Genomic DNA, 21,383 nt, shown 5'->3' with positions numbered 1-21,383 from the left:
CGCACGTCAACCAAGCTCCCCTCCCAGGCGTACGCATGACAAAGGACCGATCACGCGAGGAGTGGGGCTGCTGTTGACCGAGGAGGAGTTCACCGGGCGCTGGACCGCCCCGGTCCCCCGGCCTGCCGGAGGGCGGTTCGCCGTGACCGCCATCGAGACCTTGGGCCCGTCGGCCGTACGGCAGCGGCTGTGCGCCACGCCGTACTGCGGGAGCGACCCGCCGGCCGGCCCGCCCGCAGCCCTGAACGCCCGACCACGCTGACCGCCTACCGAGAAAGCCTCATGAAGACTTCGACCACCACGGCGATCGGCGCCCACCGAATACCGGCGCAGGCCCAGCACTCCGCTCCCGCCACCCATCCGCCCGACGGCGCACCCCGCACACCGGCCAAGAACACCTGGCCGCACAGAGCCTGGTACGCGACATGGCCCGCGCTGGCGATCTACGCGACCTCCGCCGTCCTCCACCTCGTCCTGCTCGCAGCCATGAGCCCGCCCGGCGCACCCGGCGTCCACGACAAGCTGCTCTCCTGGGACGGCGACCTCTACCGGTCCATCGCGCAGAACGGCTATCCCGACAGCTTCACCCATGACGCCTCCGGCAAGCTCGTCGGCAACAACCTGGCGTTCTTCCCCGCCTACCCGGCGCTGATCCGCACCGTCCACGCCCTGACCGGGCTCGGCTACGGCACCGCCGCGCTGGTCGCCGCGCATCTCGCGATGATCGCCGCGCTCGTCGCCGTCCACCTCCTCGTGAGCCGGCTCCACGACCGCCGCACCGCCACCGTCGCCACCATCCTGCTGGCCTGCGCCCAGCCGATGGCACTGGCCTTCCTCATGGCGTACAGCGAGTCGCTGTTCCTGGCTCTGGCCGCCGCCACCCTCGTGGCCGCCCACCGCAAGGCATGGCTCACCGCCGGAACCTTCGCCTTCCTCACGGGACTGGCCAGGCCCGCTGCCGCAGCCGTGGCCGCGGCCCTGGTCGCAGCCGTCGTCCTGCACCTGATACGCGAGCGCCGCGTGACGTGGCGCCCCCTCGCCGCCATCGCCCTGGCCTGCACCGGAACGCCGGCCTACCTGTGGTGGGTGGGCCGGCGTCTGCACGAGACCGACGCCTGGTTCACCATCCAGCGGGCCGGCTGGGACACCCGCTGGGACAACGGCAGCTCGTTCTGGCACTTCCTCGGCTACGCGTTCACCGAGGCCGACGGCTGGGTCCCGGTCAGCACCGCCGTGCTGCTCCTCGCGCTCATCGTCGCCACCGCCCTCGCCTGGCAGCGCGGCACCTGGCCGCCGCTCCTGATCTACGGCACCGGGATCCTCGTCCTCACCCTCGGACAGAGCAACTACTACCACTCCAAACTCCGCCTGGTGGTGCCCGCCCTGATCTTCCTCATCCCCCTCGCCCGCGCCCTCGCCCGCGCCCGCCCGCGCACCACGGTCATCGTCCTGACCGCGGCCTCCCTGTTCGGCTCCTGGTACGGCGCGTACATGCTCACCAGCTGGCAGTACGCCATCTGACGGCCCGGAGACCGGCCGGGGCGCCTCACCGGGGCGGCTGCCGACGGTGAGCCCCGCTCCCGGTGCCGTCCCGGGCTCACTAGGATCCGCGCATGACCACAGCACGGGACCTGCTGCTCGTCAGCATGGATGGCACTGCCGCCCACCGCACCGTCGAGCAGGGCGACCTCTCGCTGGCCCTCGCCGGAGCCGAGCTGCTCGATCTCGCCGAAGCCGAGATCCTCACCCTGGACGGCGACCGCATCGTCCCCGGTCCGCCGCGCGAGCTGGATGACCGGCAGTTGACGGAAGCGGCGGCGGCCCTCGCCCGGCAGACACCGTACGAGTCCGTCGAGGACTGGCTGTGGCGCCGGGGGCGCGGCCTGTACGCGCGCTACCTCGGCGCTCTGGAGACGGAAGGCGGCGTCACCCGGCAGCACCGGCGCTGGATCCCGCTGAGCACCGGCCGCACCACGGTGGCCGACTCGCCGGAGCGGCGTCGCGCGGTGGAGCGCTGGGCCTCGGGCGAACCCGTCCTCACCGGTCTCGCGGCCGCCGCCCGGCTCCGCGACGAGCCGCCCGAGGAGTTCACGGACCGCACGGGCGACGCCGTCGTGACCGTCCTGGCCGCGGTCGACGACGCGGTGACGGAACTGGCGGCGGTGCGCCAGCGGCGCAGCATCGAGGACGCGGCCTTCGACAACGTCTGGCGAGGCCAGTGACCCGCCGGTGACCCAGCCCCGGGCGGGCATCGCCCCTCGCCCCGCCCCCTCACCCTCCGGTACCACCACTCGATATCAGCCATACGTGGAGTTACCGCGGTTAACCCTGCGCCAGGGCCCTACGGTGATCCAGATGCGCCATCGGCGCAGCAACATGAGTCATGGGGCAGGGAGTTGAGGCATGAAGCAGAGGTTGCGCGTCCTGGTCGCGGTCGGGGCCCTGATGCTGGGAGCGGCGGGAGCGGGCACCGCACAGGCCGCCACGACGGGGCAGGACTGCCCCACGGCGGAGATCTTCGCCACGAACAACACCGCGATCATCACTGATCCGGCCGACCCACGGCTCAAGAACCGTCTCACCCGCTTCGACCACGAAGTGCGCGGCATCATCCGCTCCAACGGGGCCCGGCCCGGCGCCTCGAAGCTGCTCGACGGCGTCTTCTGGTCCGGCGACCTGAAGCAGACCACCTATGAGCGCTCACGCGAGTTCGACGTCAACAGGGTCGGCCGCGACGGCCTGCACCACATCGCCGGGGTCATCGCCAAGCAGTACCACCAGGAGTCGGTGCTGACCTTCCGCTGTCTGCCGCGCACGTCGCCGGAGACCGACGCGGTCGAGATCCAGGCGCCCGGCGTCTCCGCGACCCGGCTCCATGACGCGCTGGTCGCGAACCCTGAGGCTCGCGACGAGCTCGGCGGCGGCTCGGTCTCCCTCGACGGCCGGCTCACCCTCATCGCCCCGCTCGCCGACCTGCCCCTGGCCCAGAAGTTCACCACGTCACTGGGCGTCGACTGGGCGAAGGCCCAAGTCCGTTACGGGGACGAGGAGTTTGTCTCGTAATCGCCGTCGACTGGATGCCCCATCCACCTTCCGAGATCGACGAGGCGACCGTATGCTCCTGCGCCGGACGTGACCGTTACCACCGGTAATAGGGAGCACTGTGGCGCGCACGGGCAGTACGAGACGGACTTTTGTCGCGGGTACGGCGGCGGCGGGCGCGGTGGCCGCCCTCGGGGTCGAGGCGCCCGCCGCCTCTGCCGCGCCGGTCACATCGGCGGCGGGCGGCCAGAGCGTCGCCGTGCTCGGCGGCGGGGTCGCCGGGCTCACGGCCGCCCATGAACTCGCCGAGCGCGGGTTCCGGGTGACGCTCTTCGAGCGCCGGGCGCTCGGCGGGAAGGCCCGCTCCATGGACGTACCGGACAGCGCGAAGGGCGGGCGCAAGCCGCTGCCCGCCGAGCACGGCTTCCGGTTCATCCCCGGCATCTATCACAACCTGCCGGACACGATGCGGCGGATACCCTTCCCCGGCAACCGGCACGGCGTCTGGGACAACCTGGTGGCGCCGAAGGAAATGATGTTCGCGCGGACCGGCCAGGAGGATCTGCGGCTGCCGATGCCGGGGGCCGGCACGCCCCAGCCACTCACCCTCGACGACATCCGCCGCGCCCTGACCGGGGTGCTCGGCACCTTCCAGCGGCTGCCCGCGCGCGAGGTCGCCTACTTCGTGGACCGGCTCGCGGTCTTCCTCACCAGTTGCCAGGAGCGCCGCGACAGCCAGTGGGAGTCCACGCCCTGGTGGACGTTCACCCGGGCCGCGCAGATGAGTTACGACTACCAGCGCATCCTCGCCGTCGGTGTCACCCGCAACATCGTGGCGACCAAGGCGGAGGAGGCGAGCACCCGCACGGTGGGCAGCCTGCTCGAAGCGTTCCTGTTCAACGCCCTCGGCCGGGGCGCGGACGGCCCCCTCGACCGCATCCTCAACGCGCCGACCAACGAGGCGTGGATCGACCCGTGGGTCACTCGGCTCCGCGCCCTGGGTGTCGAGTTCAAGGTGGGCTGGACCGTACGCGAAGTCACGTACGGCGGCGGCAAGGTGACGGGCGTTCAGGTGGAGGACGCCGACGGAGGCATACAGACCGTTACCGCGGATCACTACGTCTCAGCGCTTCCCGTGGAGCACGCGCGGCCCACCTGGAGTGCGGCGATGCGCGCCGCCGACCCGCAGCTGGCGCGCTGCGACCAGCTGCGCACCGACTGGATGACGGGCATTCAGTTCTATCTGACCGAGCGGCCCGACATCGTGCACGGGCACGTCGACTGCATCGACTCGCAGTGGTCGCTGACGGCCATAGCGCAGGCCGAGCACTGGCCGCAGCGTGCGTTCGCCGCCGACTATGGCGACGGGACGGTCGTCGACTGCCTCTCGGTCGACATCTCCGAATGGGACAAGCCCGGGATCCTGTACGGCAGGACGGCCAAGCAGTGCACCCGTGAGGAGGTGGCGCGCGAGGTGTGGGCGCAGCTGAAGGCCGCGCTCAACGACACCGGCAAGACGGTCCTCAGCGACTCCAAACTGCACTCCTGGTTCCTGGATCCGGGCGTCTCCGGCATCGGGACACCGAACCCGCAGAACGAGGACGAGCTGCTCATCCACCCCACAGGCACCTTCCACAACCGCCCGTCGGCCGCCACGAAGATCCCCAACTTCTATCTCGCGGGCGACTACGTGGCCGTCCCCATCGACCTGGCCACGATGGAGGGCGCCAACACTTCGGGCCGCCTGGCCGCCAACGCCCTTCTGGACAGAGTGGGTTCGTCGGCGCCACGCTGCACGGTGACCCCGCTGTACAGCGCGCCGGAACTCGACTTCCTGAAGAACAGCGACCGGCTGCGCCACCGGCTCGGCCTGCCGAACGTCTTCGACGTGGGGTGAGAGACAAGGGGTGAGCGGGGAGGGCGCGGGGCCCAGGTCCCGCGCCCTCACGCCTTCCGCGCGACGCCCGAGTACACCGGAATGGTGTCGTCACCCTCGGCCGCCGGCTCGCCGAGCTCCGGGTGCCAGGCGGCGGCCAGGCCGACGCCCGGGGCGGTCAGTTCGCGGCCGTCGAAGAACTGAGTGACCTCGTCCTTGGTCCGCGGGCGCAGGGTGACGCCGCCGCCCTTGTAGAGCTCCACGGCGCGGGCCGCGCTCTCCGGGTCGAAGTCGCCGGTGATCTGCGAAAGCACCAGATAGCTGCCCGGTGCGAGCACGCCGAGGAGGCGGTCGACGATGCCGTACACATCGTCGTCGTCCCCGATGAAGTGGGTCAGGGCGATCAGCGAGAGGGCGACCGGACGCTCGAAGTCCAGGGTTCCTTGGGCCAGTTCGAGGATGCGCTCGGGTTCGCGGACGTCGGCCTGGATGTACTCGGTGACGCCTTCGGGGGTGGAGCGCAGCAGCGCCTCCGCGTGCCGCAGCACGATCGGGTCGTTGTCCGCGTACACGATGCGGGCGTCCGGCGCGGTGCGCTGGGCGACCTGGTGCAGGTTGGGCTCGGTGGGGATGCCGGTGCCGATGTCCAGGAACTGGCGTACGCCCTGATCGGCGAGCCAGCGCGTGGCGCGGTGCATGAAGGCCCGGTTGACCCGTGCGATGTCGCGGCCGCGCGAGTCGAGGGCGAGCAGCTGCTCGGCGAGCGCCTCGTCGACCGGGTAGTTGTCCTTGCCGCCGAGGAACCAGTCGTACACCCGGGCCGGATGGGGCTTGCTGGTGTCGATCGTCACGGCGGTGCGGTCTTGCCCGGTCATGTGCGCTCCACGGGGATGAAGGTCAGTGAACAGGTGGGGGAATCAAGGCAGTTGAGGGGTCGAGCAGGGGATCACGTCAGCAGGAAGTCGGCCTGGCCCGACTTCGCGCCCTGGATGAAGGCGGCGATCTCGCCGGGGGTGTAGATCAGCGCGGGGCCCTCGGGATCGGCGGACTGGCGCACCGCGACCCTGCCGTCGGCCAGCTTCATCGCCTCGAAGCAGTTGCCGCCGTTGCCGCCGCTCCACGGCTTGTGCCAGCCCTCGGCGCCGAGTTCGGTGGCGGGCATGCCGTTGTAGATGCGCCCGTCCGCCGGCTCGCCGTCGTATATGTGATCCATTCACAGCTCCTTGCGGAGATCCTTGAGGATCTCCTTCGTGCGTTGTGCAGTCGCGGCCTGAGCCGCCATGCGGTCCATGACCTCCAGATGGGTGGCCACCTCGGGGCGCGCGTCCAGGTAGACGGCTCCGGTCAGGTACTCGCTGTAGACCATGTCCGGCAGTTCGGGCACGGCGAAGCGGAAGAGGACGAAGGGCCCGTACGTCCCCGGGTGGTGCCCGGTGGCGAACTCGGCCAGCTGCACGGTCACGTTGGGCAGTGTCGACGCCTGAAGGAGGCGGTCGATCTGGTCCCGCATCACCTGCGCCGAGCCGACCGGGCGGCGCAGCACCGTCTCGTCCATGACGACCCACAGCCGCGGGGCGTCCTTGCGGGTGAGCAGCGACTGGCGCTCCATGCGCAGCGCCACGTGCCGGTCGATATCGGCCTCGCTGGTCGCGCCGAGCGCCCCGCTGCGCATGACGTGGCGGGCGTACTCCTCGGTCTGCAGCAGCCCGGGCACGAAGTGCGGCTCGTACGATCTGATCAGCGAGGCCGCGCCCTCCAGGCTGACGTACATGCTGAACCAGTCGGGCAGGATGTCGTGGAAGCGCTGCCACCAGCCGGGCTTGTTGGCCTCCTCGGCCAGGGCGATGAAACCTTCCGCCTCACCGTCGTCGATCCCATACGCCTTCAACAGCAGGACCACGTAAGGGATTTTGAGGGAAACCTCGGCCATCTCCATGCGCCGGACGGTGGCCGGGGCCACCCGCAGCACCTTGGCCGCCTCCTCGCGCCTGAGGCCGGCCCGCTCGCGCAGGTCCTGCAGGCGCCTGCCCAGCACGACCTGGCCCACGGTCGGGGCGGACCGGGGTTCACTCACTTCAGACCTCCCCACGCGCTGTTGCGAGCAGTGTGCCATGTCGTTGCAGAGAGGAGAACGGCACTCTGCAATTTTCAGAGTGCCCCTTGCCAAGTGTCCGCCGCGGGTACAAGGTAGGTCGGTGAACCAGTTCACACGCGGTGTTCGTGCGCAGCCTCCAGCGAGGCCGTGCCGGGTACCGCTTCCCCACTGTGAGGATTCCGGTCGTGGCTCCTGGTAACGCGCTCATCCCGCAACTGACAGGCGCACCTTCCGGGACCGCTGTGCGGCGGTACGCCTTCGACGTGCCGGCCCGCACCGATTCGGTGTCTCTCGCCCGGCGGCGCAGCACGGACATGCTGACCGGCTGGGGGCACCACGAGGACCTTCACGAGACCGCCGCCCTGGTGATCTCGGAGCTCGTCACCAACGCCGTCGTGCACACAGCGGGCGACCACATACTGTGCGAACTCACCGATCTCCAGCGGGCGTTGAGGATAGCGGTCAGGGACCTGGGCTGTGGCTCCGCGGGTCCGCGGCTCTGCTATTCGGACGACGACGAGGAGCGCGGACGCGGGCTGCTGCTCGTGGACGCGGTGAGCAGCGCGTGGGGCGCGCACGACGCCCCGTACGGGCCCGGCCGGATCGTCTGGGCCGAGCTCGCGCACGGCGGGCCGGGCCTGCCGTGCTGAGAGAAATGCTTCCCTGGGGACCCCGGTCCGGGCGACAGGGCCCGCGACCCGATGGGTCCGGAACCGCCGGGCCCCGTGGCCCCGTGCGCAGTGGGGGTGCGCACGGAGTGCCCGGGCCCGGCGGCTCCGCCGCTCAAAGGGGCGGCGGGGTGCTGCTGCCCGCGGTACGGCCCGCCACACTGGGACGGGACGCGGTGGGGGTGCCCGCCGTGCACGGTTTCCGGCTGCTCTCCCGGCTGCCCCGCTCCGGCTGCGTCTTCGCCTCCGCCGACTGGTGGTGGTGGATCGTGCCGGCCGGCTCCGACCATGATCTGCCCTGGCCCCGGCCGGTGCGCTACGCCCCCGGGGCCGTGGTCCCGGACGCCGACCGGCCGCGCCTGATCAACTTCCCCGAGGGCACGACGCCCTACACCCCGCCGATCCCGCTGTACCTGGTGGTCTGCCAGCTGACGGGCACGGCGCCCGCCTGGGCCTAGCCCTACTCCGTAGGCAGGCCCCGAGCCGCCTGCGCCAGTGCCTCCAGGACCGGGCGGAACAGCGGGTGCCCCTCGGCTCCTCTGCGTACCGCCGCGAACACCCTGCGCGTCGCCGCCGGGCCCTCCACGGGGCGCACCACCGTGTCCTTCTGCTCCATGCCGCGCAGCGCGGAACGCGGCACCAGGGCCACCCCGGCGCCCGCACCCGCCAGCGCCACCACCGCCCGGAAGTCGTCCGAGGAGTGCGCCAACCTGGGCTGGAATCCCGCGAGTTCACAGGCGAGCAGCATCACGTCGTGGCAGGGGTTGCCCGGGTAGGGGCCGATCCAGTCGTCGTCGGCGAGGGCGGACAGGGGCACCTGCCGGGACTGGGCCAGGGGATGCGCCGCGTGCAGTACGGCGTCGAAGGGCTCGGCGTACAGCGGGACGCGCGAGAGGCGGCTGTCGTCCTCGCGGGGCGCGCCCCGGTATTCGACGGCGAGCGCCAGATCGGCCTCGCCGTCCAGGACGAGCGGCAGCGCCTCGTCGCCCTCGGCGTCCCGGACCCGGACCCGGATCGCGGGGTGGCTCGCGCGCAGCCGCGTGATCGCGGGCGCGAGGACCTCCGCGATGCCGGTCGCGAAGGCCGCCACGGTGACCTCTCCGGCCGCGCCGCCGGCGTAGGCGGCCAGCTCCGCCTCGGCCCGCTCCAGCTGGGCGAGGACCGCGTTGGCGTGCTCCAGGAGGATCTCGCCGGCGGCCGTGAGCCGTACGCCCTTGCCACTGCGGGTGAGCAGGGTGTGCCCGGTCTCCTGCTCCAGGGCGGCGAGCTGCTGGGAGACGGCGGAGGGCGTCAGATACAGCGCTGCTGCCGCGGCGGTCACCGTACGGTGGTCCGCCGCGGCACGCAGGATGCGGAGCCGGCGGGGGTCGATCACCCAGCCATTGTCGCGCGGGCGTCAGCCCTGCATCGACGCGCGCGCGTCGACGAATGCGGCCACGGCCTTCTCGATGTCCTCGGTGGAGTGCGCCGCCGAGAGCTGGACGCGGATGCGGGCCGCGCCCATCGGGACCACCGGGTAGGAGAAGCCGATCACATACACGCCGCGCTCCAGGAGCAGCTCGGCCATGCGGGCCGCCTCGGCGGCGTCGCCGATCATGACGGGCGCGATGGGGTGCTCGCCGGGCAGGATCTCGAAGCCCGCCTCGGTCATCCTCGTACGGAAGAGCGTGGTGTTGGCGGCGAGCTTCTCGCGCAGGTCACCGGCCGATTCCAGCAGGTCGAGGACCTTGAGGGATGCGGCCGCGATGACCGGGGCGAGCGAGTTCGAGAACAGGTACGGGCGCGAACGCTGGCGCAGCAGGGCGACGATCTCGGCGCGGGCCGCGACGTAGCCGCCGGAGGCGCCGCCGAGCGCCTTGCCGAGGGTGCCGGTGACGATGTCGACCCGGTCGCTCACCCCGTGCAGAGCGGGGGTGCCGGCGCCGCCGGGGCCGGTGAAGCCGACGGCGTGCGAGTCGTCGACCATGACCATGGCGTCGTAGCGGTCGGCGAGGTCGCAGATCTCCTGGAGGGGGGCGATGTAGCCGTCCATGGAGAACACGCCGTCGGTGACGATCAGACGGCGCCGGGCCCCGGACGCCTCCTTCAGCTTGGCCTCCAGGTCCGCCATGTCGCGGTTGGCGTAGCGGAAGCGGGCCGCCTTGGACAGGCGGATGCCGTCGATGATCGACGCGTGGTTGAGGGCGTCGGAGATGACCGCGTCCTGGGCGTCGAGCAGGGTCTCGAAGACGCCGCCGTTGGCGTCGAAGCAGGACGAGTAGAGGATCGTGTCCTCCTGGCCGAGGAACGCCGACAGGCGGCCCTCCAGCTCCTTGTGGACGTCCTGGGTGCCGCAGATGAAGCGGACCGAGGCCATGCCGTAGCCCCAGCGGTCCAGGGCGTCCTTGGCGGCGGCGATGACCTCGGGGTGGTCGGCGAGGCCGAGGTAGTTGTTGGCGCAGAAGTTGAGTACGTCGCCCGACGGCACGGAGACGGAGGCGCTCTGCGGGGTGGAGATCACGCGCTCGGGCTTGAAGAGACCGGCTTCCTTGATCTCGTCGAGGGTCTTCTGGAGGTCGTCACGGACGTATCCGTACATGCTCGGGGCTCCTAGGGGGTGTCCGGTCGGTCCGGGATTCAGACGGTCCAGTCGAGGATGATCTTGCCGCTGCGGGCGGTGGCCGCCTCGTCGAAGGCCGCGTCGAAGTCCTGGTAGCCGTACTTGCCGGTGATCACGGGGCTGAGGTCGAGGCCGCCTTCGAGCAGCACCGTCATGGCGTACCAGGTCTCGAACATCTCGCGGCCGTAGATGCCCTTGATGGTGATCATCGAGGTGACGATCTTCGCCCAGTCCACGGCGAACTCCTGCGCGGGCAGGCCGAGCATCGCGATGCGGCCGCCGTGCGTCATGTTGGCGACCATGTCGCGCATCGCCTCGGGACGGCCCGACATCTCCAGGCCGATGTCGAAGCCCTCCTTGAGGCCGAGCTGCTTCTGGGCGTGGGCGATGTCGTGCTCGGCGACGTTGAGCGCGAGGGTGGCACCGGCCTTGCGGGCGATCTCCAGGCGGGACTCGCTGACGTCGGTGATGACGACGTTGCGGGCGCCGGCGTGCTTGGCGACGGCGGCGGCCATGATGCCGATCGGGCCCGCGCCGGTGATCAGCACGTCCTCGCCGACCAGCGGGAACGACAGCGCGGTGTGCACAGCGTTGCCGAACGGGTCGAAGATCGCGGCCACATCGAGGTCGACGTGGGTGCGGTGCACCCACACGTTGGAGGCGGGCAGCGCCACGTACTCGGCGAACGCGCCGTTGCGGCCGACGCCGAGGCCGATGGTGGAGCGGCACAGGTGGCGGCGCCCGGCCAGACAGTTGCGGCACTTCCCGCAGACCAGGTGGCCCTCACCGCTGACCAGGTCGCCCACCGCGATGTCCTGGACGTCCGCGCCGACCGCGGCGACCTCGCCGACGAACTCGTGGCCCAGGATCAGCGGGGTCTTGACGGCACCCTGCGCCCAGCCGTCCCAGGAGCGGATGTGCAGGTCGGTGCCGCAGATGCCGGTGCGAAGGACCTTGATCAGCACATCGCCGGGCCCGGTCTCCGGCTCGGGAACGTCCATGAGCCACAGTCCGGGTTCGGCGTGCTGCTTGACAAGTGCCTTCATGGGCGGAGCTCCCGGCGTACGGAGAGGGGCGGCCGGCCACGGATCGGTGGCCGGACGTACGGGCTGAGGAAGGGGCGGATCCGCCGGATGATCCTGCACATGCGGACGATCCGGCCGTTCTTGCTGATCACCAATCTGCCGAGCCGGGGCCGCCGAGTCCATCGAGGATTTCTTAAGCGGGCCAACAGCCGAGCTTCACGCGCGCCCCTCGCGCCCCACCCGGAACCCTGTCGGACCGACCTTGGAACCGGTCCCGCAGCCGGATGCCGGCCTTCCGCAGGCGCCCGCCGCGACGGCCGGGGCCCGGGCGCGAGACCCGCGCCGGGGACACGGAGGAATAGCCGGATGGAGCAGTCGGCACCAGGTCGGAAGCGCATGGGGCCGGGGCGGCGGGACCAGGTCACCCGCGCCGCATCGACTCGGCGCGGGTCAGACAAGGGCGGCGGCCCGCCGCACATCCAGGTCCGCGCCTTCCGCGTAGGCGCGTTCGTACGCCGCCGGGGCGAGCGCCGCGCGCAGTGCGGCCTCCGCCTGGCGGCGGGTCTCGGGCTCGGCGGGCAGCGGACGGAACCCGAAGCTGTCGCGTCCGTTCGAGTTGCGGTCGTACGCACCGAGCAGCCTGGCCCCGTCCGCGGCGGCGCCCAGCCCGGCCTTCGCCCAGGCGGCGGACAGGAATTGACTGAGGATCAGATTGGGGGCGACCAGATAGGCCTGGCTCTCCAGATGGCGTACCGCCTCCTGGATCCGGTCCTGGGCGTCGACGTACTTGCCGTCCAGACAGTCGACCCAGCCGTGCATCCCGGCGACGAGTCCGCGGAAGAGGTCGGGTGTCACCGGGGTGAACTCAGCTTCCATCAGCCGGAGTTGCCGACGGGCCGCGCCTGTTCGGCCGGTGCGGCCGAAGTGCTGGGCGAGGAGCGTCCGGGCGGTTCCGAGGCTCTCCTCCGGGGACTGCCGTGACTCCTCGGCGGCTTCCGAGAGCAGCCGTTCGGCCGCTTCCCGCTCGGCCGGGGTACCAGCCACCTCGAGCCGGACCGACGCCAACTTGCCCTTGAACACGGACACTTGGGCATGCGCGCCCATCTGCGTGACGCTCTCCAGGGCCCGCTCGAAGTCCTTGGCGGCCTCCTGGTACCGGCCTTCCCGCACGTAGGACTCGCCGCGCGCGGAGAGGGATTCAGCGATCCCCCACGGGTCACCGACGCCCTCGAAGAGAGCGAGGGCGTCCTCGGCGTCGCTGCCGTCGAGCAGTTTCGCGCGGAGCAGGAGGGCGAAGGCGAGGTCCCAGGGGTCGCCGTGCTGCCGGGCGTCGGCGACCATCTCGTCGACGACCCGGTCGAATCCGGTGAACTCGCCGGTGAGGAGCCGGGCGAAGTACCAGAGCGAGCCGGGCTGACGGCTGTTCTGTGGAAGGCCGGGCCCGTACGCCCGGACGATCCGGCGCAGATATGCCACGGTCTCGGGGCTGTTGAGCTCCGTGTCGCCGCCACCACTGGCCGCGAACATCATCAGGCGCACCCCGCGCCGCGCCTCCCACAGCTGTTCCTCGGACCAGGGCGGCGGGCTGTCCGTGCAGCGATCGGCTAGGGCGACGGCGGGCCGCACGGACTCGGCGAAGGGATCCGGACCGAGCTCGGCCACGGCCCCGGACCAGCTCCGCGCATCCGCCTGATGCCCCCGCAGCTGCCAGAACCAGGCCATGGCGAGGACGAGGCACAGCCCGTCCTGTTCATGTCCGCACCCAACTGCCGTACTCAGGGCGGCTCTTACGTTGTCGTGCTCGGCTTCGAGGCGCTCGATGACCTCGTGCTGGCGCGGGCCGCGCAGCGCCGCCTCGCCCCTGCGGACGAGTTCGCGGTACGTGACGAGATGGCGCAGCTCGACCTCCGCCCGCTCGCCCGCCTCGTCGAGCCGCTGGGCGGCGTACTCGGCGACGGTCTCCAGCAGGCGGTACCGCATCGTTGCGCCTTCACCGCCGGGCGCGGCGGTGACGAGCGACTTGTCGATGAGGGAGCCGAGAAGGTCCAGAACGTCGGCGGGGCCCACCCCGGCGCCCTGCTTGCGCGGGCTTGGCTTCTCGGGTCCCCTCGCCTCGGGCCCCGCCTCCTCCGGATCCGCGCAGACGGCTTCCGCTTCGGGCAGGGCGAAGCCGCCCGCGAAGACGGCGAGACGGCGCAGGACGGCCCGCTCCGGGGCGTCGAGCAGGTCCCAGGACCAGTCGACCACCGCGCGCAGGGTCTGCTGTCTCGGCTGGAGTGTCCTGCTGGTCCGGGGTCCGGTATTGAGCAGCCGGAACCGGTCGTCGAGCCGGTCCGCGATCTGGCGCGGCGTGAACAACCGCAGTCGCGCGGCCGCGAGTTCGAGGGCGAGCGGCAGCCCGTCCAGGCGTCGGCAGATCTCCGTGACCGCGTCCGGATCGTCGTCGGCACGGAAGCCAGGCCGGGCGGCGGCCCCGCGCTGCCCGAACAGCCGGAGAGCGCTCTCGTGCGGCAGCGGCCCGATGGCCATCACCCGCTCCCCCGGCACACCGAGCGGCTCCCGGCTGGTGGCGAGGACGGTGACGTCCGGGCATGCGGTGAGCAGCTCCTGCACCAAAGCGGCTGCCGCTTCTACGACTTGCTCGCAGTTGTCGAGCACGATGAGCATGCGGAGGCGTCCGCAGTGGGCCAGCAGTTGCGCGACCGGGTCCCTGGGAGTCGTCTCGGCCGGACCGACGAGCCGCGTCTCCCGGGCGCCCAGCGCGGTGAGCACGGCCTCGGCCAGGCTCACCGCGTCCCGCACGGGCGCGAGCTCGACCAGCCACACCCCGTCGCCCCACTCCCCCGCCACGGCATCGGCCGCCTCCACCGCGAGGCGCGTCTTGCCCGCGCCGCCGGCCCCGGTGAGCGTGATCAGGCGCGCCTGCCGCAGATCGTCGTGCAGGACACGGACGTCGGACTCCCGCCCGACGAAGGAAGTGAGGCGGGCACGGAGGTTGCCGGGTGGGCGAAGTGGCGAGGGTTCGGGATCGGCCTGCGGTGAAGCCAGGTGGGCCGAGCCCGTGCGGGAGGACCCCATGCCGTTCGAAGCGATGTGGGACGAGGCCGTGGGGGACGAGCCTGTGTGGGACGGAGCCATGTGCGGCGGGGCCATGTCGGGTGAGGCCGTGTGCGGTGAACCCAGGTGGTTCGGCGCCATGTCGGGTGGGCCCATGTGCGGTGAAACCATGTCGTGGGAGCCCATGTGGTCCGACGCCGTGTCGCGCGTGCCCGTGTGGGGCCCGGCCATGTGGGACGACCAGGTGTGTGGCGCACCCGTACCAGCGCCCTCCCCACCGCGCGCAGGGTTGAGCAGTTCGGCATGCAAGGACTGCAGCTCCGGCCCCGGGTTCGTGCCGAGGCGTTCCGAGAGCGCTGCCCGTACGGATTCGTAGGCGGCCAGAGCCTCGGCCGGGCGGCCGGCAGCCCGCAGCGCGCGGATGTGCAGGGCCTGGAGGGGTTCGTCGAGCGGGGCGGAGGCCGCGAGCGCGGTCAGTTCGCCGAGAGCGCTCTCGGCCCGGCCCAGCTCCACCTCCGCCGCCAGCCGGTTGCGGCGGGCATCGGCTCGGTGCCGTTCGACCCGTACCACGAGCGGGTCGCCCTCCCGCCCCGGAAGGTCGGCCAGCGCGGGGCCGTGCCACAGCGTGAGCGCGTCGTCCAGGAGGCCGGCCGCGTGCTCCGCGTCTCCGGCAGCCAGCGCCGTCGCGCCCTCCGCCGCGAGACGTTCGAAGCGAAAGAGGTCGATCTCGTCGGTGTGGGCGGCGAGCCGATAGCCGCCCGGCACGGATTCCACCGCGTCCGGCCCGAGCAGCCGCCGCAACCGTCCCACCAGGGCCTGCACCGCCGCGACCTCGTCGGCGGGCGGCGCATCCCCTTCGCCCCAGACCTGCGCGATCAGCACGGACTGGGGCACCGCACGCCCGGCGCCCACGGCGAGGGCGGCGAGGAGCGCTCTCAGGCGGGTTCCCCCGAGCCGCGCTTCACTGCCGTCAGGGCGCAGGGCCTGCGTCGGTCCGAGTACGCGGTAGCGGAGCATCACCCGCCCATTCTCCCCGGCGGCCGGCCCGGATCGACCCGGCATCCAGTTCGCGCCACACAGGCCGCTACCCGCGCGGATGCGGCCGGCCCCTTGGCTATCGTGGCCGGACCACAACGAGGGGATGGCAGGCGTGGAGCTGGGGGGTGGCACGGTGAACGGGTCCGGCGGACGGCGCATACGGGTGCCGGTCGGGGACGACGCCGCCCGCTGGGCGACCCGCGGCCGGTGCCGGCGCGTGCTGTTCGTGGTGCACAACGTGACATCGGCAACCCGGCTTCTGGACGTGCTGCCGCTGTTCCACGACGACCTCCGGATACAGCTCCTGGCCACCTGCACGGGTTCCTCGGCGTTCGAGGACGGCGTGGCCACCCTGCTCGCCGAGACCGGGCTTCCGGTGCTGCCGTGGGAGCAGGCCCTCGAAACCAAGGTCGACCTGGCGATCACGGCCAGCCTGGGCGGTCAACTCCACTGCGTTCCAGGGAAGTTGGCCCTCCTCTCGCACGGCATTGGCTACAATAAGACGCTCGCGACACCGGACACCGGACACCGGACACCGGACACCGGACACCCTTCGCCCGAGGCCACAGCCTCGACCGCGGCCTCGGCCTCGGCCTCGAACCACGTGCGGCCGCCCGAGAACCCGCCCCCTCCCGTCTTCGGCCTCTCCCCCGAGTGGCTGCTGCACGAAGGCATACCCATCGCGGATGCCATGGTCCTCTCGCACCCCGAGCAGCTGGAGCGCCTGCGCGCCGCGTGTCCCGGGGCCGTGCCCACCGCTGAACTCGCGGGCGACCCCTGCTTCGACCGGATGCTGGCCGAACGCCCCTACCGAGAGCGCTTCCAGAAGGCGTTCGGGGTGCGCCGGGGCCAGCGTCTGGTTCTGCTGAACTCGACATGGAACCCCGATTCCCTGTTCGGCGACGGAGGCGGGGACGACATACTCCCCTCCCTGCTGCCCCGGCTCACCGCCGAGCTGCCCGCCGACGAGTACCGGGTCGCCGCCGTGCTGCACCCCAACATCTGGCACGGGCACGGCCCCGGCCAGGTCCGGGCCTGGCTCGACCGGGCCCGGCGCGGCGGCCTCGTACTCGTCGACCCCCTGCACGACTGGCGCCAGGCACTGCTCGCGGCGGATGCGGTGATCGGCGACCAGGGCTCGGTGAGCTATTACGCGGCGGCCCTCGGCACCCCCGTTCTGCTCGGAGCGGCCCCCACGGAAGGCCTCGACCCGCACTCCCCCGTGGCCGAATTCGTCCGGCAGGCACCCCAGTTGGATCCGCATCTGCCGCTGGCCACGCAATTGAACGACCTGATGGCGGAACACCACCCGCTCCCGGGCCCGGCCACCCTCACCACGTCCTCCCCCGGCAAGTCGGCGGCCCTGCTGCGCACCCTCTTCTACCGCCTGATCAACATCCCCGAGCCGCCGCGCCCCGCGCTCCTCGAACGCCTCCGCGTTCCCCCGCTCCAACTCCCGTTCCCCACCGTCCCGTTGCGCATCCTGACCCGGGTGACGACGGACCCACCCCAGATCCACCTGTCCAGGTATGCCGACCCCTGGTACGAGCCGGACGGCGAGGGCCACGCCCACCTGGCCGTCCACGAGGACACCCGCGACCCGGACCAACTCGCCCTGGCGGACGTGGTGTTCAGGAACGGAGCACCGGACGACCTCCGCTTCGGGTCACCGGAGCAGTGGACGGCCGAGATCCTCGCGCGCCACCCGCACAGCGCCCTGGCCGCCTACATCACAGCCCCGGGCGCATGCACCGTACGTACGCGTTCCGGCCCGCCCGTCCGCCTCGCCGGCGCCCCCACCGGCCTCGACCCGGCGGCCGCGGCCTCGGCCCTGCACGCCTGGCTGACGGCGGGCGGCACCCTTGAGCAGGCGATCGAGGAGGGCTTGACCGTCCGGACGGGCCACACCGAGCACCGGGTCGTAGTCACGAAGTGACGGTCGAGGAGCCCTACTTGGACTCGACCCGCCCCAGTGGATCACCCTTCGCCGCCAGCGCGTCCTGCGCCAGCTCCCAAGCCGGGTCCCCCGGGTAGAGCTCGGAGCGGAGGTAGGCCCACGTGAGGTACTGGACCGCGGAGACCCGCTCGGGGTTCTCGTCCGTGGTCTCGGCGACGTCGTAGCCGGAGATGCCGCCCAGGCCGTGCTCCGCGTCGAACAGGGTGAGCAGCGACTTGGGGGCCGGGGAGAGGGCGTACGGGTCGGCGTGCCAGTCGGGACCGTTCACCGTCAGATGGGCGGAGGCGTCCTTGTCACCGGCCACCACCAGCGTGGGCGTCGCCATCCGGGAGAAGTCCGGGGTCCCCAGGAAGGCGAAGTTCTCGGCCACGTAGCCGGTGAGGGCGTCGCCTCCCCTGCCGGGCGCGGCGAGCAGTACGCCCGCCTTGATCCGGAGTTCGGCCAGGCTCACCTCCGTACCGTCGTCCGGATCGGTGAGCCTCGCGCCGAGGAGCAGGCCGGCGGTGTGGCCGCCCATCGAGTGGCCGGCGACGGCGACCCTGCCGCGGTCGAGGCGTCCGACGAGCTGGGGGACGGCGGCCTCGATCGCGTCGAGTTCGTCGAGGATGCGCGTCATGTCCTCGACCCGCGACCGCCAGTACATCGGCGCCCCGGGAGTGGTGGGGTCCAGGCTCAGCGTCGTCGAACTCAGATGGGTGGGCTGGATGACCGCGAAGCCGTGTGCCGCCCAGTAGTTGACGAGGGGGGCGTAGCCGTTCAGTGAGGAGAGGTGGTTCGAGTGGCCCTGGCCGTGGGAGAACAGGATGACGGGCAGGCCGGTTCCGGTGACCGGGACTGAGACCCGTACCTCCAGGTCCACGGGTCGGCCGGGAGCCGGCAGTACCACCGGTGCGACCGAGAGAACGGGGGCGGGCGGCGGGGTGAAGGTGTGGGCTGCGTACGTCGATGTCGGTTCACTCATGGTGTGCGTGCCCCTTCGATGTGCCTGAGATGACCCTGAGATGTGCCCGAAATGTTCCAGCGATGCGCCCTGCAATGTGGCTTCGACATACCTCGACGACCCCTGCCTGACGGCCGCTTCATAGGTGGTCGCGGCGCAGGGGAAAGCAGTCGGGCGCGTCCGGCTTGAGCTAGGCTGCAAGCGGAACATTGTTCCGTTTAATATACGGAGCACTGTTCCGTTTAGTCAATGGCCGTCGGAAGGAGTGCGCGGTGCCCAGGACAAGTCCCGCCGGGGAAGGTGCGGCCCGGAGCAAACGGGCCGACGCGCTGCGCAATCAGCAGACGCTCCTCACTGCTGCCGCCGCCGTGTTCGTCACCTCCGGAGTCGACGCGCCGATCCGTGAGATCGCGACCAGGGCGGGCGTCGGGATGGGGACGATCTACCGCCACTTCCCGACCCGGGCGGACCTGGTCGTCGCCGTCTACCGCCATCAGGTCGAGGCGTGCGCCGAGGCCGGCCCGAGCCTCCTGGCCGACGGCGAGTCCCCGCTCGTGGCCCTTCGCCAGTGGGTCGACCTCTTCGTCGACTTCCTGGTCACCAAGCACGGGCTCGCCAAGGCGATGCAGTCGGACAGCAGCGGCTTCGACGCCTTGCACGCGTATTTCCTCGACCGCTTGGTGCCCGTCTGCGCGGAGATGCTCGACGCGGCGGTCGACTCCGGGGAGATCAGGCCGGGCACGCATGCGTACGAGCTGATGCGCGGCATCGGCAACCTCTGCATCGGCCGCGACAGCGACCCGCGCTATGACCCCCGCCGACTGGTCGAACTGCTCCTTCGGGGGCTTGAGCAGTCCCGGCCCTAGGGGTCCGCCCCTTCACCCCTTCACTCCCCCGCCGGGCCCTCGCACCGCTCGCGAGCCGCCCGCAGCCGGACCAGCGGGTAGTGGGCCTGTTCGTTCGCCAGCGCCGCGATCGCCTCGTCGATCAGGGGCAGCGCGTCCGCCGGACGTCCGCTCTCCTCGAAAGTCTGGGCGAGGTCAGTGAGCGTGCGGGCCGTGTTGTACGCCTCGTCGGTGCCGCGGAAGAAGGTGAGAGCGCTTTCGAGGCGGGCCTCCGCCTCCGCCCATTGGCCGAGGCCGCGCAGGGCCCGGCCGCGGTGGCGCTCCAACAGGGCGCGGGCGCGCGGGAGATCCGCGCTTCCCTCGCCGTCGGCCGTCACGCCGTCGAGGATGCGGTCCGCCTCCTCGAAGCAGTCGTACGCCTCCGGATAGCGCCATTCGCGCAGCCGCAGCAGTCCGAGGGATTCGACGGCGGTGGCGTGGCCGCGGGGGTGGCCGACGGCTTCTTCGATGCGGGCGGCCGTTGTGAAAGCGCTCTCGGCTTCGGCTTCTCGATCGAGTTCCGTGAGGTTCAGGCCGAGCAGGGTGTGCATGCGGGCGGCCTCGCGGGAGCCCGGGTCGTGGGCCTCGGTGGCCCGGACGCCGGCGCGCAGGGCGGGGAGCAGTTCGTCGTGGCAGCCCATCTTCAGCTGCACCGGCCACAGGGCCTGGTTCAGGCGGAAGACGGCGTCGGCATCCCCCAACTCCTCGGCGGTGACGACGGCTTGGAGGAGGTTTCCGAGCTGGTCGCGTAGCGCGCCCAGCGCCTCGCCCGCATCCGCGTACCGCACGCCGTCCTGGGCCGGCGGCTCCGGATCGCCGAGGCGCCAGCCCGCGCGCAGGGCTGCTTTGCTCGCCGGTTCCGCGAAGGCGACGCACCAGCGCACCGCGCGCCGCACCGCCTCTTCCGCCGCCTCGATGCCGTCCTCGCGCAGCGCCTCCGGCGCGGCGTACTCCCGGATCAGCGGCCGCATCCAGTACGTGCCCCGAGCCGCGTACGTGCCGTCGGTCGCGCTCTCGAGGAGGTGGCTGTCGGCGAGTTCGCCCAGGACGCGCTCGGCGGTCGGCTCGTCCGTGCCCAGCGTGGCAGCGGCCATCGGCGCGCCGATGGCGGGCCAGTCGCGCTGGGCGAGCAGCCGCAGGGCGCGCGCCGCGTCCGGGCCCAGGTCGCGGATGCCGTCGGCGACGGCCGTGCGGGCCGCGTCGCCGCCCGGGGCCGCGTCCTGCCGCCAGTGCTGCGCGACAAGGCGGGCCGCGGCGGCGCGCAGCGCGAAGGGCGAGCCCTCGCAGCGGGCGAGGACGGCGGGCAGGGCGGCCCGGTCCAGCGGCACGTTTCCGGCCTTGGCGACCTGGGTGAGCAGCCGCCGCGCGTCCTTGTCGGCGAGCGGCCCGACCGGAATACCCACCGCGTCCAGGCCGGGCAGCGGGTGGCGGGCCGCCACGACGACGAACACGCCGGGCGCGGAGGTGAGTACGGGAAGGATCTGCGCGGCGGACCGGGCGTGGTCGAGGATGATCAGCAGTCGGCGGCCCGCCGTGCAGGCGCGCAGCAGGTCCTGGCGGCCGTCCGGGCGGGGCGGGATCTCGGCCGCAGGGATGCCGAACTGCTGGAGCAGCAGGCGCAGTACGGCCGCCGGGTCGGCCCCGGGCGTGGAGCCGGTGCCGCGCAGGTCGACGTACAGCTGTCCGTCGGGGAAGCGGCCCAGCTGGGTGCAGGCCCAGTGGATGGCGAGGGCGCTGGTGCCGATGCCCTGCGGGCCGTGCAGTACGGCGACCCGGGGCCGGCCGTCCGCCTTGCGGAAGGCCTCCGCGCTCAGGGCCTTGCGCTCGCTGTCGCGGTCGGTGAAGAAGCGGGTGGAGGCGTGCAGAGCGGGCACCCGGTTCGGGCCGCCCGGGCGTGGGGCGCTGCGGGCGAACGCCGTCCAGGCCTGGGTGAGGGCAGGGTTGTGACGCAGGGCGTCGTGCACCTGCTGGGCGACGCTGTCCAGTTCGTCGCGTCCGCGCGGGGCCCTGACCTCGCGGCCGACGATGCGGCGGACCAGCCCGCCGGCGCTCTCCCAGGCCGCCTTGCCCGCCTCGTTCGCGACGGCCGTGGCGACCGAGCCGAGTACGGCGGCAATCGCCGCCGTCGATGTGAGCTCCAGCATGTCCCGCCCCCGATGCGCCTGCCGCCTTGACCTGCCGCGGTCACGCTAGCAAGCAACA

18 protein-coding genes are annotated in these 21,383 nt (G+C 72.0%); 9 read left to right on the top strand and 9 right to left on the bottom strand.

Annotation, left to right across the window (positions count from 1 at the left end; genetic code table 11):
• Positions 1-73 precede the first annotated feature (73 nt).
• From IE206_RS28085 to IE206_RS28065, 5 genes are all read left to right on the top strand, one after another.
• Positions 74-262 carry a hypothetical protein gene (locus IE206_RS28085; RefSeq protein WP_189966865.1) on the top strand — a complete coding sequence of 63 codons (189 nt, stop codon included), beginning with the start codon at positions 74-76 and terminating at the stop codon, positions 260-262.
• A 20-nt stretch (positions 263-282) separates the two neighbouring features.
• Positions 283-1,521, top strand: coding sequence for a hypothetical protein (locus tag IE206_RS28080; protein WP_226599589.1), 1,239 nt, complete (start codon positions 283-285; stop codon positions 1,519-1,521).
• Between the two features lie 92 nt (positions 1,522-1,613).
• A complete protein-coding gene (locus IE206_RS28075; protein ID WP_189966863.1) occupies positions 1,614-2,222 on the top strand; it encodes a GOLPH3/VPS74 family protein in 609 nt (202 codons plus the stop codon).
• 181 nt (positions 2,223-2,403) lie between these two features.
• Positions 2,404-3,063, top strand: a complete 660-nt coding sequence (locus tag IE206_RS28070) for a hypothetical protein (RefSeq protein ID WP_189966861.1) — start codon at positions 2,404-2,406, stop codon at positions 3,061-3,063.
• Between the two features lie 100 nt (positions 3,064-3,163).
• Complete coding sequence (locus tag IE206_RS28065; RefSeq protein ID WP_189966859.1) at positions 3,164-4,939, top strand: hydroxysqualene dehydroxylase; 1,776 nt, start codon at positions 3,164-3,166, stop codon at positions 4,937-4,939.
• A 47-nt stretch (positions 4,940-4,986) separates the two neighbouring features.
• Here IE206_RS28065 and IE206_RS28060 read toward each other — a convergent pair whose 3' ends face one another.
• The 3 genes from IE206_RS28060 to IE206_RS28050 all read right to left on the bottom strand — a co-directional run bounded on the left by IE206_RS28060 (position 4,987) and on the right by IE206_RS28050 (position 6,992).
• Positions 4,987-5,793 (bottom strand): SAM-dependent methyltransferase, encoded by an 807-nt coding sequence (locus tag IE206_RS28060; RefSeq protein ID WP_189966857.1) that lies wholly within the window; start codon positions 5,791-5,793, stop codon positions 4,987-4,989.
• 71 nt (positions 5,794-5,864) lie between these two features.
• Positions 5,865-6,131, bottom strand: coding sequence for a DUF397 domain-containing protein (locus IE206_RS28055; RefSeq protein WP_189966855.1), 267 nt, complete (start codon positions 6,129-6,131; stop codon positions 5,865-5,867).
• Complete coding sequence (locus IE206_RS28050) at positions 6,132-6,992, bottom strand: Sco1979 family transcriptional regulator (protein WP_189966853.1); 861 nt, start codon at positions 6,990-6,992, stop codon at positions 6,132-6,134.
• Positions 6,993-7,198: 206 nt separating this feature from the next.
• Here IE206_RS28050 and IE206_RS28045 point away from each other — a divergent pair, with 206 nt between their 5' ends.
• A complete protein-coding gene (locus IE206_RS28045) occupies positions 7,199-7,663 on the top strand; it encodes an ATP-binding protein (RefSeq protein ID WP_189966851.1) in 465 nt (154 codons plus the stop codon).
• A gap of 5 nt (positions 7,664-7,668) precedes the next feature.
• The gene (locus IE206_RS28040) at positions 7,669-8,139 is read left to right on the top strand and encodes a hypothetical protein (RefSeq protein ID WP_373300992.1); all 471 of its coding nucleotides are present in this window, start codon (positions 7,669-7,671) and stop codon (positions 8,137-8,139) included.
• Between the two features lie 2 nt (positions 8,140-8,141).
• On the opposite strand, the gene IE206_RS28035 is transcribed toward IE206_RS28040, so the two are convergent.
• The 4 genes from IE206_RS28035 to IE206_RS28020 form a co-directional block, all read right to left on the bottom strand.
• Complete coding sequence (locus IE206_RS28035) at positions 8,142-9,056, bottom strand: LysR family transcriptional regulator (protein ID WP_189966847.1); 915 nt, start codon at positions 9,054-9,056, stop codon at positions 8,142-8,144.
• A gap of 21 nt (positions 9,057-9,077) precedes the next feature.
• Positions 9,078-10,259, bottom strand: coding sequence for a glycine C-acetyltransferase (locus IE206_RS28030; protein WP_189966845.1), 1,182 nt, complete (start codon positions 10,257-10,259; stop codon positions 9,078-9,080).
• Between the two features lie 38 nt (positions 10,260-10,297).
• Complete coding sequence (tdh, locus tag IE206_RS28025; protein ID WP_189966844.1) at positions 10,298-11,326, bottom strand: L-threonine 3-dehydrogenase; 1,029 nt, start codon at positions 11,324-11,326, stop codon at positions 10,298-10,300.
• A gap of 429 nt (positions 11,327-11,755) precedes the next feature.
• Positions 11,756-15,379 (bottom strand): AfsR/SARP family transcriptional regulator, encoded by a 3,624-nt coding sequence (locus IE206_RS28020; RefSeq protein ID WP_226599992.1) that lies wholly within the window; start codon positions 15,377-15,379, stop codon positions 11,756-11,758.
• Positions 15,380-15,503: 124 nt separating this feature from the next.
• Here IE206_RS28020 and IE206_RS28015 point away from each other — a divergent pair, with 124 nt between their 5' ends.
• Positions 15,504-17,336, top strand: a complete 1,833-nt coding sequence (locus IE206_RS28015; RefSeq protein WP_189966840.1) for a hypothetical protein — start codon at positions 15,504-15,506, stop codon at positions 17,334-17,336.
• A gap of 13 nt (positions 17,337-17,349) precedes the next feature.
• On the opposite strand, the gene IE206_RS28010 is transcribed toward IE206_RS28015, so the two are convergent.
• On the bottom strand, positions 17,350-18,318 hold the full coding sequence (locus tag IE206_RS28010; RefSeq protein ID WP_189966838.1) for an alpha/beta hydrolase family protein: 969 nt from the start codon (positions 18,316-18,318) through the stop codon (positions 17,350-17,352).
• Between the two features lie 251 nt (positions 18,319-18,569).
• Between IE206_RS28010 and IE206_RS28005 the strand changes: the two genes are divergently transcribed.
• The gene (locus IE206_RS28005; protein ID WP_189966836.1) at positions 18,570-19,163 is read left to right on the top strand and encodes a TetR/AcrR family transcriptional regulator; all 594 of its coding nucleotides are present in this window, start codon (positions 18,570-18,572) and stop codon (positions 19,161-19,163) included.
• A 20-nt stretch (positions 19,164-19,183) separates the two neighbouring features.
• Here the strand turns inward: IE206_RS28005 and IE206_RS28000 are convergent, their stop codons facing one another.
• On the bottom strand, positions 19,184-21,325 hold the full coding sequence (locus tag IE206_RS28000) for a tetratricopeptide repeat protein (protein ID WP_189966834.1): 2,142 nt from the start codon (positions 21,323-21,325) through the stop codon (positions 19,184-19,186).
• Between the last annotated feature and the right edge of the window lie 58 nt (positions 21,326-21,383).

The sequence above is a fragment of the Streptomyces violascens genome (assembly GCF_014649955.1).
Lineage (GTDB): Bacteria > Actinomycetota > Actinomycetes > Streptomycetales > Streptomycetaceae > Streptomyces > Streptomyces violascens.
This window is presented reverse-complemented; position numbering and strand designations above follow the sequence as displayed.